The following is a 15,959-nucleotide window of genomic DNA, read 5'->3' on the forward strand; positions in this document are numbered from 1 at the left end:
AGTAGGGATACCTAATGATAGATACTAACAAAGGTTTAATTGCCTGGTTTGCTCGAAACCCTGTTGCGGCAAACTTACTCATGATCATCATTTTGATCGGTGGTTTACTCACTGCTGGGACGATTCGAAAGCAGTTTTTCCCTGCGGTCGAAGATAATTGGCTGCAATTCAATGCTGGTTACCCTGGAGCTGCACCTCAGGAAGTAGAAGAAGGCATTACTATTAAAGTTGAGGATGCACTTGAATCTGTTCAAGGGTTAAAGCGTATCATTACTTATTCAAACCGTGGTTCTTCAAACGGTTGGTTTGAGATTGATGAAACGTATGATCCACAGGTCGTACTTGAAGAAGTTAAGTCAGCGATTGATACCATCTCTACTTTTCCAGCATCTATGGAGCCACCTCAAGTTGTTCGTAGTAAATACGAGCAAGAAGTGATGTACATTAGTTTATACGGTGATCTTTCTCAGCGGCAGCTTAAAGACTTGGGCCATAAAATACATGATGAAATATTACAGTTACCACTGGTTAATATTTCAGAGTTTTACAGTGGTTTGGGCTATGAAATTTCAATTGAGGTGAGCAAAGATAAACTGCGTGAATATGGGCTGAGCTTTGCTGATGTTGCTAATGCGGTAACAAATTATTCTCAGAATATGTCAGCGGGCCAAATTCGCACTGAAAATGGCTATATCAACTTACGTGTCGAAAACCAAGCTTATAAAGGTTATGAGTACGACAAAATACCATTAATAACACTGATTGATGGCACCAATATTAAGCTAGGCGACATTGCGAATGTAAATGATGGTTTCGAAGAAGGCATTCGTTACTCAAAATTTAATGGTGAAAATGCAGTTACTTTCTCTGTTAAAGCCTCAAGTGATCAATCGATTACTGATGTCGCAAAAGTCGTCGGTAATTATTTAGATGAAAAGCAAAAAGTACTTCCTCAAGGTGTAAAGATCGAGCCTTGGGTAGACATGACATATTACCTTCAAGGTCGTCTGGACTTAATGCTAGATAGTATGAAAACGGGTGCTGTTCTTGTTTTCATGATGTTAGCGTTGTTCCTTCGGGTACGTTTAGCGTTTTGGGTAATGGTTGGTCTACCAGTTTGTTTCTTAGGTACGTTATTACTTATGCCGTTAGGCATGATTGATGTAACCATTAATGTGATCAGTTTGTTTGCCTTTATTTTGGTGCTCGGTATTGTGGTCGACGATGCCATTGTGATGGGAGAAAGTGCTCATGCAGAAACCGAAGAAAAAGGGCACTCGATTGATAATGTTATTCGAGGTGTTAAAAAGGTCGCAATGCCTGCGACTTTCGGTGTCCTGACAACGATAGCCGCTTTCCTACCGATAACACTGGATACTGGACCTTCAGCTGCATTCGGGCAAGCGATTGGTTTTGTAGTCATACTTTGTTTGGTCTTTTCGTTAATTGAATCAAAGCTCATTTTGCCTGCTCACTTAGCGAGAATGAAACAACCAAAAGTCATTCAACCGGGATCAAAAAATCCATTAGATTATCTTCGTCGTGGTGTTAACGCTGTACAAGGTAAGGTTGATTCAACATTAAAAGGCTTCATTCGAAATCGTTATTTGCCATTCTTAACGGTAGCGGTGAAATATCGATACTCAGTGATCATGGCATTTATCGGCTTCTTAATTGTTTGTGCCGGGCTATACGCTGGCGGCTTTGTTCGTTTTGTTGGTCAACCTAAAATTCCTCAGGATTTCCCACGTATTACTCTTGAAATGAAGGTTGATGCGTCAGAAAAGGCAACGCTTGCAGGCGCACTAGCGATAAAAGATACGCTGCTGAGAATCGATAATGAAATCGAGAAAGAGTATGGCCAAAAAATGCTATCCGATATTCAGGTGCGTTTACAAGGAAGAACTGACGCATTAATTAGCACCAAACTCGTTGATCCTGAATTAAGACCAATGGGCACTTTTGCTGTTGCTGATATGTGGCGAAATGCATTTCCAACGATTCCAGGAATGAAGACGTTGACGGTTCAGGATAGTCTTTTTGGTGGTGGTCGTGATGATGGCGATATTTCTTTCCGCTTAGAAGGAAAGGATGAGCAACAATTAGTTGAAGCTGCTAAAGAACTTAAAGCGAAACTTCAAAGCTTAAAAGGCTTGGGTGACGTTAACGACAGTCGTCAAAGTAGCACTAAGGAAATTCAGTTTGAGTTAAAGCCTCAAGCTCATGCACTTGGACTATCGTTGCGTGATATTGCATCACAGGCAAGTTATTCGTTTTATGGTTATGAAGCACAACGTATCATCCGAGATGGTGAAGAACTTAAAGTGATGATTCGCTATCCAGAACATGAACGTAATTCTTTAGCACAAGTTCCAGATTTATTGATAAAAACACGATCAGGAAATGAAGTACCGCTTTCTGAGGTTGCCAATATTAAATTGGTCGACGGTGTAAATCGCATTCGTCGTGAAAATGGTAATCGTACTATCAATGTTTGGGCATCGATTGATGCTGAACAAGCTGAGCCGTTTGTAGTTGCAAAAGACATTCGTGATAATTACCTGCCTGAATTACTGAGCAAGTATCCAAGAGTTCAAAGCCAGTTAGCCGGTAGTATTCAAGAGCAATTGGATAGCACCAATACTCAAATGAGAGACTTCTTGATTTCACTACTTGTTATATACAGCTTACTGGCGATCCCACTTAAGTCATATTCACAACCGTTTATGATTATGTCAGTGATTCCATTTGGCATCGTGGGCTCTGTTTTAGGGCATATGATCCTAGGTATTGATTTAAGTGTCTTGTCATTATTTGGCATCATTGCCGCAGCAGGTGTTGTGGTGAATGATTCACTGGTGATGGTGGATTACATTAATAACTCGAGAAAGCAAGGAACGCCTTTGAAAGCCGCAGTGATTGAAGCGGGTGGTCGACGCTTTAGAGCGATTTTATTAACGTCCCTGACGACATTTATTGGTGTAACTCCGATCATCCTTGAAACCAGTATGCAAGCGAAGATGGTTATTCCTATGGCTGTGTCGCTCGGTTTTGGTGTGTTATTCGCAACGATTGTTACTTTAGTATTAATTCCTTGTATTTATTTAATGATCGAGGACATTAGAACTAAATTTAGAGGTTTATTTGGAAGCCAGCCTTCAGTGGCAAACTAAATTAAACTTTTATTAAACATAGGGGGCTTCGGCCTCCTTTTTTATGTCTTTAATTCGTCCTTTATTATCAAAAAATAGTTAATTCCTATCTACTAATACCATAGTCTATTTATTGGTCTATATTTAAACATCAGTAGTTCTGATTTTCTGCAAGCCAAAGCTAAATGGTTGATGTGTAGATGAACTCATTTAAAAGCTGATTATCATCAATTTAGTAATGGTATTCAGCTGATTGATTCATTAAAGGCTGTTTTCGAATTTAATACGGATATATGCCATGCATGCTCATTTCATTTACTGCTTCATAACAATTAAGAACTGCCACTCAAAAGACCAAAACCTCAAAATTTAGAAGTAAAGTCGGTACTACATTTATGGTGCCTTGTACCGATGAAATTATGAGCTCAGGTGGTCCTTTGATGACATAGAAACTGATGTCGAGTGTTGGTAAAAGGTATAGGCCTAATTTTGTCATTCACCTTATCACTCGATTTGATTTGCTAAATGGATTTACAAGTAATTCAAGGATGAATGAGTTATGTCTAGCAGAGTAGTAAGGCAGAAGTATTCGGCTGTTTTTTTTTCGTCTATCTTCAGTTGTGTGATAACCGCAGCTGAACTACAACCAACGCCTTCAGATATGGCCTTGATTGATGAAGAAAGAATTCAGTATTGGTTAAAAAAGCGGGGTGCACTGTCTAAAGAGTCCTCTGTAGAAGAAAGAGATGCTGCAATAACACGATACCTTAATCAAGAAAACGTCATCAAGAATAATAACATTATCGATGACCTTCCTGAACCATACAAACATAAGCGTAATATCAATAAAAGTGTTCAAAATGTTTCTGGTGTGGGAGCTTCAAATGCAAGCGCTTCACAAGTAACGACAGTGAAAGTACTGGCCATTCTAATTGATTTCCCAGATTACAGATACGATGGTGACCAAATTGAACGCAGTGATACACAAATGTATTACAGCAGTTATCCAGTAAGCCACTATATGAATATGATGTTTTCAAAAACAGGTTATAGAGGCCCTAGCGGGCAAACTCTAAGATCAGTTTATCAACATTATAATATGGCATCAGGTGGCACGTTTAAATTTACAGGAACGGTAAAAGGTTGGTTTCGAGCAGAGAATAATGCGGCTTACTATGGTGCACCAAACGGAAGCTCCAATGATTCAAGAGTACCGGATTTAGTCTTTGAGGCTGCATCACAGGCTGCTGCAGCGATGTCTGCATCAGAGTTGGCTGAATATGACCGTGAAGATCCTTATGATATTGATCGAGATGGTAACTATTCAGAGCCTGATGGCATTATTGACCACACGATGATTTATCACTCCAGCATCGGGCAAGAAGCAGGAGGTGGTGATTTAGGTGTAAATGCGATTTGGTCACACCGCTTTGTAGTTCAAGGCTCGAGCCGAGGTAAAGCTTTACCTGGCACATCAAAGAAAGTGTATAACTACACGATTCAATCCATTGATGCCACTGTTGGTTTAGCGGCCCATGAATTTGGGCACGAGCTCGGATTAGTCGATGAGTATGATACGAGTAGTTCTACAAGTATCGTTGGTGCGCCCATCGGCTACTGGTCTTTGATGGGGCAAGGAACGTGGACCGGAAACCCTCAAGGAACGGCTCCAACCGGTTTTAGTCCACTCGCTAGAAATAAGTTACAAGAGAAATTTCAAGGTAATTGGGTTAGAGAACAAGAAATCGATTTTTCATCACTCTCTGAAACAGCAATGGATTTTGTGTTGAATGAAGCGGTGAACATCAATGAAGTTAACCAGCTCTCCATTACTTTGCCATTGGCTAACGGTGAGTCAAAACCGAGAAAGTACTTGATTCAGCTACGAAGTAAAACGGGTATTGATGTCGGGTTATCCACGCGTAAGTATGAACCTGGAGTGCTTATTTGGCAGCATGATACCAATCAAACAAATAATCGAGTACAAAGTCGTCCAGGTAAGCCAATGATTGGTGTGATTGATGCGGATCAAAGCCTTATTGGAAGTGATAAAACTCGTGTTCAAGTAAGAGACGCAGCTTTTAGTTTGTACGATCAATCGTCGTATGTAGGAGATCGACATTTAAATCATAAGTCGAGTTTTCGAGATAGCGAAAATTATTCTGCTAGTTCGAAGCCGCAAGCAGGAATATCACTCGTAAACCATGGGTTAAGTATTAGCGTTGTTGAACAAGCTACCGATAACTCAACAGCACGTTTAAGGATCATTCGTGAAGGTGTGACCAACGAAGGTGGGTATAGAGCCTCTATTAGTACCTTACTCCAGTCCGATGGTTCAATTGCGTTTACTGCAAACGTATCCGGAGGGAGTGGAGGTTATAGTTACGCATGGAACTTCGGAGACGGAAATACAAGCTCTGAAGTATCTCCTACCCATATTTATACTTCAGACGGAAATTATACAGTTTCGGTCACTATTACAGATTCAAATAATGATTCTATAAATGTTACAAGAACAGTAACAGTTAGCTCTAATCCGAGTCAGCCAGATTCTGAAAACGATGTAAAGTCGAGTAGTAATTCAGGAGGCGCAGTTAATATCTTCTACTTGTTACTGATATTAATTATGAGGAAAAGGATTTTAGTAAGATCGTAATAAAGCCAACTTTCTCATTAAAACTCAAAATCGATGTTTAATTTAAATCGGTTTTGAGTTTTTTTCATTCATCTCATCGAGTTAACATATTCAATGTATAAAGTTAAAGTTCTTATGCAAACAAATTATAAGCTGTTAACTTTTTGAAAATAAACACCGGAATTTAGTTTTATATATTCTATAGGAAATAACCTATTTACACTTATTTCAGATTTTTTTACTGTGGTACAATCTTTTTTTTACATAAAGAACTTTTACTGTAATTAAAATTAACATTTATCACTGGTAAGTAGCCGCATTGCGGATATTTGAAGTACCGAAGGTTTATCTATGGAAAAATTACAAAAGACAAAATTAGCGATTGTGTGTGGTGCAGGTTTATTAGCATTAGGGTTTAATGTGGTAGCTAAACCTATTAAGCAAAACCTTGCCGATGCTGGTGTTGTAAACCAAGAGCGGATTTTATATTGGTTAGAAAAACGTGGTGTTATTTCTAAAGATGCTTCTGAGGTTGAAAAACAAGCTGCGTTAGAAGCGTATTTATCAAAAACTTCTTCTCAATCAAAGGATAGTTATCCTGCTCTAGCTTTGAAAGCAGAACAGAAGCGATTAAATGCACCTAAAAAGCAACCACTATTTGCTCGTTCTCTGAGTTTTACTGAAGCAGCTCCAAAGCAAACCACTGTTAAAGTTTTGGGAGTGTTAGTCGACTTTCCTGATTTACCTCATAATAACAACCGACTTTCTAGTTCTGATACTGCAATGTACTACGATAACTATACTGCCGAGCATTATCGTGGACTACTGTTTGCAGAAACGGGCTTTGTGGGACCTAGTGGGCAGAACTTATTATCAGCTCATCAGTACTTCCAGCAAGCTTCGGGAGAAACTTTTAACTTCACTGGCGACGTTAAAGGTTGGTACACCGCAAGCCAAAATGCTGCATATTATGGTGAAAATGATCCAGATCGAAATGACAACGATAAAGCTGTTGGTGAGTTAGTAAAAGAAGCGGTAACTGCTGCAGTTGCAGACATGAGTACTGATGAATTGCAGAGTTACGATATCGAAGACCCTTATGACATCGATGGTGACGGTAACTTAAACGAAAGTGACGGGATTATTGACCACATTATGTTATTCCATTCTAGTGTTGGTGAGGAAGCTGGTGGTGGAGTAATTGGAGGTGATGCAATTTGGTCACATCGCTTTTTTGTTGATTCAAGTACAAACGGCTACTCTATTCCTGGTACTTCGATGAAAGCATTTGGTTACACTGTTCAACCTATTGATGCTGCTGCCGGTGTTTGTGCTCACGAATTTGGTCATGACCTTGGGTTACCAGATGAATATGATACTGCGAGTAGCAAAGGGAAAGGCTCTCCAGTTGGCTCTTGGTCAATCATGTCCGGGGGAAGCTGGGCAGGGGTTATTCCTGGTGCAAAGCCGACAGGTTTTAGTCCTTATGCACGTAGTTATCTCCAAAACAAGTTTGGTGGTAACTGGGTTAAGGAGCAAGTAATTCTATTAGATTCTGTTGCCAACACACCAAGAGATGTTCAAATTAATAGTGCGACAAATAGTGACGCAATCAATCAAATCTCCTTACCGTTGCCACCTCAAGCGATCAGTTTTAAAGAACCATATGCCGGAGACTATCAATATTATTCTGGTGAAGGGCATTTAATTAATAATGCGATGTCTTTTGATGTGGATTTACCTAGTGAAAGTAATTTATTACTTAAGATGAAAGCTCATTGGAATATCGAGACAGATTTTGATTTTGTACAGATTAAAGTTGATGGCGTCTCAGTTTCTGGTAATCATACTAAAGCGACAAATATTACTAATAATGCTCGTAACATCATTACTGGTGATTCAGCAGATATTCCTTCATCAGAAGGTGAGAATAACTGGGTTAATTTAGAGTTTGACCTAAGTGCTTATGCTGGACGTAACGTCACAATCAGTATTTCTTATGCAACAGATCAAGCTGTTGGAGAGTATGGTTTTGTGGCTGATGAAGTGCTCGTAACAGCTGAAGGTGAAACAGTTTTGTCTAATAATGCTGAAGAATTAGGCAATGTAAACCTCAGTGGCTTTGTTAGGACGGGTGATACTAAGCCAGGCAAAGCATCTCGTTATATTGTTCAATTAAGAAACCATCAAGGTCTTGATGCTGGGCTTCAGAGCGAAAGCTACGTACCTGGTGTGTTGATTTGGTTAGAAAATTTTAATGAATCTGATAATAATGTTTCGGATCATGCAGGACGAAGTTTAATTGGTGTTGTTGATGCTGATCAAAATCTGATTAGTGACCTTAAATCACCATCGCAAGTTCGTGATGCCACATTCAGCTTATATGACCAGTCTTCGTATTTAGGTGGTTTAGACAGCCATCTATTGCATAACTCTAAGTTCGATGATAGTCAGGATTATTCTGCACCTACTCAATCAGAAAGTGGCATGGTGTTGAGAAGTCTAGGTATCAGTATTGAAGTAGTTGACCAAGCTCAAGATAGCAGTAGTGCAACTATTCGAATAAATCGCAGCACATCCTCGACTCCGGAAGTCAGAGAGATACAAGCATCATTCAGTTCTGAAATAGAGTTCAATGTTGTTAACTTTACAAGTAATGCTAATGGTGGCAGTGGTGAGTATCAGTTTGAGTGGAATTTCGGTGATGGTAGTACGTCCACGGAAATATCTCCAACACACTCATATCAAACTGCTGGTAACTATGGAGTTACATTGACCATCACGGATTCAGAAAACAGAACCGAATCTGTTTCAGAAAATGTAGAGGTGTATTTACCGATTACAGCGGCCTTTTCTCAATCAGTCAATAATTTAGCCGTAATTTTCACTAATAACTCTGCTGGCGGTAAGGGAGAAGTAAGGTATGAGTGGGGTTTCGGTGATGGTAATATCAGCACACAACAATCTCCGAATCATACTTATAATAGAGCAGGTACTTATCAGGTAACTCTATTAGTTACAGATGAAGAAAACAGTACGAAGAGTGTTAGTAAATCAGTTACTGTTAATGTTACAGACACGACTGTCTCGCCGGATAATAATTCAGGAAGCTCTGGAGGTACTTTTTCTTTCTATAGTTTGATGCTGCTTCTTGGTCTGAGAATGAAACGGAAGAGTCGTTAACCTTAATTCGAAATAAACAATAACTGATGCAATTTCGTTATTTTAGCTCGAAATAGATTCACTATTACGAGCTGAAATACCTAAACTGAAACATAATTAACTTCTTTGTAGGTCAAGTTTAAAATTATATATTCACTACACAAAGTGTTATTGTTTTCATTATCCTGAATTCGAGTCAGTCTTGATAGAATATGTCTAAGAAGTGCCTTTTAGCCACTGTAATTACTCTCATTTCAAATTAACTAGTACAAGCTTTCTACTCAAGGGATAATTTTTACTCTTCGTCAATTCTCTAGCATTAAACTTTAGTATTACATATGTTGTGTAGATGTTAATATTACTTTGCTTTATTCTTAATGGCTTTAGATGAAAGCTTCAAAATATTAACTTCATACAAAGAAGAATAATCACATGGAAAAATTTTTAAAAAAAGTTGTCGTGGTTTCACTAGGGGTGTGTTCAAGTTTTTTAGCTAATGAATTAATGGCTAAAACGAGTATTACAATGAAAAGTGATAGTGATGCGGCATTAATTAATGAGCAGCAAATTATCTATTGGATGATTAAACGGGGAGAATTGTCCCCATTAGCAACTCAAGAACAGAAAAAGGCTGCAGCCAAAGAGTTTATTGGTGATGTAAAGAATACATCTCATGCCCACTTATCTTCTGAAGAAATCACTGCGAATAACAAGCGAATTCAAAAAAATAAACAAAATCGCTTACTTCAAAATAAGATTCCTCGATATCTTAACTCAGCCTCTGGCGAGTTTGTGAATCAAACAACCGTTAAGGTATTAGGTGTTTTAGTTGATTTTCCCGATTTACCATTTGACGATAATCGATTAAGTGCTGGTGACAGTGATATGTTTTATCCTGTATATCCTAGAGAGCATTACCAAGATCTACTCTTTTCTGAGACAGGCTTTACAGGCCCAAATAGCGAAAACTTGTTATCAACTTACCAATACTTTAAAACCGTTTCTGGTCAAACTTATAACTTCACCGGTGAAGTAAGAGGGTGGGTCACAGCAAGTGAGAATGCTGCTTATTACGGTAATAATGAGAGTGGTGGTCGCAGTGCAAAACCAAGAGAGTTAGTGAAAGAAGCGGTAACTCTAGCTGTTGAGGGAATGACAGAAGAAGAATTACAAAGTTATGATATTGAAGATCCACTCGATTTTGATAACGATGGTGACTTCAACGAAGCTGATGGTGTTATAGATCATATTATGCTTTTTCACTCGAGTATTGGTGAAGAGTCAGGTGGTGGAGTTCTAGGAACAGACGCATTATGGTCTCATCGTTGGAGTGTAGGTGAATATACAATTCCCGGCACAAGCATGAAAATTTCGAATTACACTATTCAACCGATTACAGCTGCGGCTGGTGTGTGTGCTCATGAATTTGGTCATGATATCGGTTTACCTGATGAATATGACACTACCAATGAAGGCCCTGGATCGCCTGTAGGAAGCTGGTCAGTGATGTCAGGAGGTAGTTGGTCTGGTGAAATTGCTGGTGCTGCACCAACTGGGTTTAGTCCATATGCTAAGAGTTTTTTACAAAATAAATTTGGTGGAAACTGGGTACGTGAGCAAGAGGTACCTTTATCAAGCATAACAAACAACAATCAAACTTTTTCGCTGGCTACTGCGACAAATTACGATGAAATAAATCAGATTTCGATTCCGCTCCCTGCAGCATTCACCTCACCATATACTGGGAGCTATCAGTACTACTCAGGGGAAGGGCACAATAAAAGCCATTCTTTATCTTTTGATGTAACTTTGCCTAATGCTTCATCAATTGAACTGAGTATGAAGTCCCATTGGAATATTGAGCTTGATTACGATTACGCACAAATATTGGTGAATGGTGATGCAATTGTAGGAAATCATACAAAAGCCACTGGTCAATATCATGACGCTATTAATATCCTTACAGGAAGCTCTGCAAATATTACGGGTGCAGAGCAACCGGATAACTGGGTTGATTTGAATTTCGACTTATCGAGTTATGCAGGGCAATCGATTACCCTGAGCGTCGTATATATTACAGATGAACTTGTAAATGAATACGGTCTGGCTATCGATGATATTAAAGTTGAAGCTGACAGCGTTGAGATACTATTTGATGGCGCTGAGACTATCAGTAATGCTTCACTTTCGGGTTTTTTGAGAATAACAGATACTAAACCATACTCATCGAGTCGATATTTAATTGAGCTAAGAAGTTTTAGTGGGTTAGATGCAAGTCTGGCTGGTGAGCATTATTCTCCTGGAGTTTTAATGTGGCTAGAAAATACTGGTGTTTCAAATAATCAGGTCTCTGTTCATCCAGGTTCAGGTTTCATCGGAGTGATCGATGCAGATCAAACAATGATTGCTGATTATGGTACCTCACTTCAAATCAGAGATGCTGCATTTAGCTTATATGATCAAATTGCTCTAATTAATGGGGCTGACACGGAGTTAAGTGCAATATCAATGTTTGATGATAGCCTAGATTACTCCTCTCCAACACAGCCTGAAAGCGGTCTGACCCTTCAAACTTTTGGGCTTGAAATGGAAGTCACTTCTCAGGAAGAAGATAATAGTTCTGCAAGTATTCGATTATTGAGACAAACTGATGATGCCGATGTCGCTTTATGGGCAGACATTCAAGAAACAAAAGACTTTGAAATAGTGTCTTTCACTTCGGCAGTTAATGGAGGTAGTGGGGAATACACTTATCAGTGGAATTTTGGCGATGGTTCAGATGTCGTTGAGACTCAAAACCCAACTCATACCTACCAAGAGGAAGGAACTTTTACTGTTTCATTAACAGTTACAGATTCAGAGGGTGCAGAGTTTGTTGTTGAAAAATCAATAGACATAGAATTGGCTGAAATAATGTTCAATATTGAGCAGAGCACTGCTTTACTCAATATTAATTTCGGTGCAAATATCGTATCTCACTCTAGAGATATTGCCTCAGTAACATGGGATTTGGGTGATGATACTGTTGTGAATGTGACAGAAGGTTCTCACTCATATGCTCAGCAAGGCCAGTATACTTTGACACTGACTGTGACAGATATACAGGGCAAGACAGCGACTGACAGTATTCAAATAGATGTATATGCAAAGCCAATTGCTCAGTTTTCATCTGAAATCAATTTTTTATCAGTTACGTTTACAGATGAAAGTAGTTTAGGGAAAGGCAATTATACTTATCAATGGCACTTTGGTGATGGGGAAGTAAGTACAGAAAAGTCACCTGTTCATCAATATACAGAAGCTGGAGAATATAAAGTTTCCCTTATTGTTACTGATGAAAATGATCAAGCTTCTGAAGCAATTGAAATGACGGTTGATGTGTTCTCAGAGATAGAGGCAAGCTTCGATTTTAGTGCATCTGAATTACAAGTGCAGTTTTCGAATACATCGTCAGGGGGAAAAGGGGATTTGATTCATAGCTGGGATTTTGGTGATGGCTCATCCAGTACAGACTTGTCTCCTGCTCATACTTACGTTAATTCAGGTAATTACGATGTGGTTCTAACTTCTACAGATAGTATTGGCAATACGAAAACAGTAACTGTTCAAATCAGTGTTACAGAAGCTGCACCTGTCGTTGAAGAAGAAAAGGCAAGTAATTCAAGTGGTGGCGGAACAGTGTCGCTTATTGGCATATTTATTCTTGCTGGACTGAGTGTGTTTAGACGAAGAGTCTACAAGTCTTAAATATTTAACCAAATACATAATTCCTTCTAACCTCGGGTGCAAGCACTCGGGGTTTTTTGTATTTTCTTTCTTATATTTCTAAATTAAGAAAATATCGAACTTCAGTTAGGATTGATAATTAGGGATTTTAATTTTTAGAGAAAGTATGGTGGTCGCTACTGGGCTCGAACCAGTGACCCCCTCCTTGTAAGGGAGGTGCTCTCCCAGCTGAGCTAAGCGACCTGGGATATGTAAGAAGTTTAAAACTTCTTAATCTTCAATTGAAGAGATATGGTGGTCGCTACTGGGCTCGAACCAGTGACCCCCTCCTTGTAAGGGAGGTGCTCTCCCAGCTGAGCTAAGCGACCTGGGATTCTAATTTTAATACCTAGAAAGTATATGGTGGTCGCTACTGGGCTCGAACCAGTGACCCCCTCCTTGTAAGGGAGGTGCTCTCCCAGCTGAGCTAAGCGACCTGGGATTCTAATTTTAATACCTAGAAAGTATATGGTGGTCGTTACTGGGCTCGAACCAGTGACCCCCTCCTTGTAAGGGAGGTGCTCTCCCAGCTGAGCTAAACGACCTGGGAACACTTTTTAAGAATATTCATATCAAAAGATATGGTGGTCGCTACTGGGCTCGAACCAGTGACCCCCTCCTTGTAAGGGAGGTGCTCTCCCAGCTGAGCTAAGCGACCTGGGAATATTCTATTGTTACACAGCGAAAGCAATTGATTCTACAAAAATCATGGTGGTCGTTACTGGGCTCGAACCAGTGACCCCCTCCTTGTAAGGGAGGTGCTCTCCCAGCTGAGCTAAACGACCCCGCTGTGTGGAGCCGTATTATAGGGAGCAAGCTTTTAGTGTCAACGCTTTTTATCGAAAAAATAACTGCACGGCTTAATTTTGTTCATTTTGATGCTCAGTTATTCAACTTGCCCAAGAAATAGCTATATTTCTTTTCATTTATATTGAATCTCTTTCTTCTTTATATAGAAACAAAACGGCGTTGGCGTTAAAATCACTGCTTTACAATTATGTACATCTATATAGGTAAGTGTCCGTTATGACAGTTAAGACACGTTTTGCTCCAAGCCCAACTGGTTTTCTTCACGTTGGTGGTGCACGTACAGCTTTATATTCTTGGTTATATGCAAAAGCAAATAATGGTGAGTTCGTTCTTCGTGTTGAAGACACGGACATTGAACGTTCAACTCAAGAAGCTTGTGATGCGATTCTCGATGGAATGAAATGGATTGGTTTAGAATGGGACGAAGGCCCTTACTATCAAACTAAGCGTTTCGATCGTTATAACGAAATTATCGAACAAATGTTAGAAGAGGGCACGGCTTATAAATGTACGTGTTCACGCGAGCGAGTCGAAGCTCTACGTGAAGAGCAAGCTGCGAAAGGCGAACGTCAAGGCTATGACGGATGCTGTCGTGATAAAGACATAAACGAAACAGATGAAGAATATGTTGTTCGTTTTAAAAACCCGCTTGATGGCACAGTTGTTTTTGACGATCACGTTCGTGGTCGAATTGAAATTGCTAACTCTGAGTTGGATGATTTTATTATTGCCCGCACTGAAGGTACGCCAACATATAACTTTTGCGTAGTCGTAGATGATTGGGATATGGGGATTACTTGTGTTGTACGTGGTGAAGATCACATTAACAACACACCTAAACAGATTAATATCCTTAAGGCGTTGAATGCACCAATTCCAGAGTACGCTCATGTTGCAATGATTTTAGGCGATGATGGTGCAAAACTATCTAAACGTCATGGTGCAGTGAGTGTTATGCAGTATCGTGATGATGGTTATTTGCCAGAAGCGCTGCTTAATTACTTGGTTCGTCTTGGTTGGTCACATGGTGATCAAGAAGTTTTCTCGATTTCAGAAATGAAAGATCTTTTCAGCTTAGATGCAATTAACAAGGCTGCTTCTGCTTTTAATACTGAAAAGCTTCAATGGTTGAATCAACATTATATTAAGTCGCTACCAGCTGAGTATGTTGCAGAGCATTTAGAATGGCATATGAAGGATCAAAACATTGATACTTCAAATGGTCCTGCATTGCCAGAAATTGTGACAGCGCTATCAGAAAGAGCGAAAACTTTAAAAGAGTTAGCTGCTTCAAGTCGCTACTTTTATGAAGACTATGAAGAGTTTGATCCAGCGGCTGCGAAAAAACATTTACGTGGCGTTGCCATGGAGCCATTGAAGCTGGCTCATAAAAAATTATCTGAGTTAAATGATTGGACTCCAGAAGCATTGCATCAAGTCATCGAAGATACTGCAGCTGAGCTTGAAGTTGGTATGGGCAAAGTTGGTATGCCTTTACGTGTAGCGGTTACAGGGGCAGGGCAGTCACCGGGTCTTGATACAACACTTTTCCTTATTGGAAAAGAACGTTGCGAGCAAAGAATCCTCAAAGCGGTCGAATTTGTAGCAAATAGGCTTAATTCGTAAAAAACGAGTTGACACTTTTGGGTACGCTGCATAGAATGCGCCTCGCAGTTGAGACACAGGGTGGCCTACCCAATAAAGTGGTTCGATTGTAGTTGGAATAGTGAGGGGCTATAGCTCAGCTGGGAGAGCGCTTGCATGGCATGCAAGAGGTCGACGGTTCGATCCCGTCTAGCTCCACCATTTCGACTAGAAGTAAGTCCAGGGTCCCCTTCGTCTAGAGGCCTAGGACACCGCCCTTTCACGGCGGTAACAGGGGTTCGAATCCCCTAGGGGATACCAATTTTTGTGTTCTATGAGTTTAATATTCATTTAACGCTACGGTATCAGCTTTTAGCCTACAGAAGCTGATATTAAATATTCAGAGATGAATCAAACATCGGTCCAGGGTCCCCTTCGTCTAGAGGCCTAGGACACCGCCCTTTCACGGCGGTAACAGGGGTTCGAATCCCCTAGGGGATACCAATTTTCGTGTTCTATGAGTTTAATACTCATTTAACGCTACGGTATCAGCTTTTAGCCTACAGAAGCTGGTATTAAATATTCAGAGATGAATCAAACATCAGTCCAGGGTCCCCTTCGTCTAGAGGCCTAGGACACCGCCCTTTCACGGCGGTAACAGGGGTTCGAATCCCCTAGGGGATACCAATTTTCGTGTTTTATGAGTTTAATATTCATTTAACGCTACAGTATCAGCTTTTAGCCTACAGAAGCTGATATTAAATATTCAGAGATGAATCAAACATCGGTCCAGGGTCCCCTTCGTCTAGAGGCCTAGGACACCGCCCTTTCACGGCGGTAACAGGGGTTCG

At 40.0% G+C, this 15,959-nt stretch carries 5 protein-coding genes and 10 tRNA genes; 9 read left to right on the forward strand and 6 right to left on the reverse strand.

Annotated features, from left to right (window positions below; all coding sequences use genetic code 11):
• Nucleotides 1–14 precede the first annotated feature (14 nt).
• From JQC92_RS08035 to JQC92_RS08050, 4 genes are all read left to right on the forward strand, one after another.
• Nucleotides 15–3,173, forward strand: coding sequence for an efflux RND transporter permease subunit (locus tag JQC92_RS08035; RefSeq protein WP_204999167.1), 3,159 nt, complete (start codon nt 15–17; stop codon nt 3,171–3,173).
• Nucleotides 3,174–3,711: 538 nt separating this feature from the next.
• On the forward strand, nt 3,712–5,808 hold the full coding sequence (locus JQC92_RS08040; protein ID WP_204999168.1) for an immune inhibitor A domain-containing protein: 2,097 nt from the start codon (nt 3,712–3,714) through the stop codon (nt 5,806–5,808).
• Between the two features lie 330 nt (nt 5,809–6,138).
• Nucleotides 6,139–8,970 carry an immune inhibitor A domain-containing protein gene (locus tag JQC92_RS08045; RefSeq protein ID WP_204999169.1) on the forward strand — a complete coding sequence of 944 codons (2,832 nt, stop codon included), beginning with the start codon at nt 6,139–6,141 and terminating at the stop codon, nt 8,968–8,970.
• Between the two features lie 411 nt (nt 8,971–9,381).
• Nucleotides 9,382–12,696 carry an immune inhibitor A domain-containing protein gene (locus tag JQC92_RS08050; RefSeq protein ID WP_204999170.1) on the forward strand — a complete coding sequence of 1,105 codons (3,315 nt, stop codon included), beginning with the start codon at nt 9,382–9,384 and terminating at the stop codon, nt 12,694–12,696.
• 146 nt (nt 12,697–12,842) lie between these two features.
• Here JQC92_RS08050 and JQC92_RS08055 read toward each other — a convergent pair.
• The 6 genes from JQC92_RS08055 to JQC92_RS08080 all read right to left on the reverse strand — a co-directional run bounded on the left by JQC92_RS08055 (nt 12,843) and on the right by JQC92_RS08080 (nt 13,499).
• Nucleotides 12,843–12,918: transfer RNA gene (locus JQC92_RS08055), tRNA-Val, on the reverse strand.
• Between the two features lie 49 nt (nt 12,919–12,967).
• Nucleotides 12,968–13,043: transfer RNA gene (locus JQC92_RS08060), tRNA-Val, on the reverse strand.
• A 32-nt stretch (nt 13,044–13,075) separates the two neighbouring features.
• Nucleotides 13,076–13,151, reverse strand: a tRNA-Val gene (locus JQC92_RS08065).
• A gap of 32 nt (nt 13,152–13,183) precedes the next feature.
• A tRNA-Val gene (locus JQC92_RS08070) sits at nt 13,184–13,259 on the reverse strand.
• A gap of 37 nt (nt 13,260–13,296) precedes the next feature.
• Nucleotides 13,297–13,372: transfer RNA gene (locus JQC92_RS08075), tRNA-Val, on the reverse strand.
• A 51-nt stretch (nt 13,373–13,423) separates the two neighbouring features.
• Nucleotides 13,424–13,499: transfer RNA gene (locus JQC92_RS08080), tRNA-Val, on the reverse strand.
• Nucleotides 13,500–13,740: 241 nt separating this feature from the next.
• On the opposite strand from JQC92_RS08080, the gene gltX reads away from it, so the two are divergent.
• From gltX to JQC92_RS08105, 5 genes are all read left to right on the forward strand, one after another.
• Nucleotides 13,741–15,150, forward strand: a complete 1,410-nt coding sequence (gene gltX / locus JQC92_RS08085; RefSeq protein WP_204999171.1) for a glutamate--tRNA ligase — start codon at nt 13,741–13,743, stop codon at nt 15,148–15,150.
• Nucleotides 15,151–15,254: 104 nt separating this feature from the next.
• Nucleotides 15,255–15,330 (forward strand) — tRNA-Ala (locus JQC92_RS08090).
• A 23-nt stretch (nt 15,331–15,353) separates the two neighbouring features.
• Nucleotides 15,354–15,429, forward strand: a tRNA-Glu gene (locus tag JQC92_RS08095).
• A 107-nt stretch (nt 15,430–15,536) separates the two neighbouring features.
• Nucleotides 15,537–15,612: transfer RNA gene (locus JQC92_RS08100), tRNA-Glu, on the forward strand.
• Between the two features lie 107 nt (nt 15,613–15,719).
• A tRNA-Glu gene (locus JQC92_RS08105) sits at nt 15,720–15,795 on the forward strand.
• Nucleotides 15,796–15,959 lie beyond the last annotated feature (164 nt).

The sequence above is a fragment of the Parashewanella hymeniacidonis genome, assembly GCF_016900895.1.
GTDB lineage: Bacteria > Pseudomonadota > Gammaproteobacteria > Enterobacterales > Shewanellaceae > Parashewanella > Parashewanella hymeniacidonis.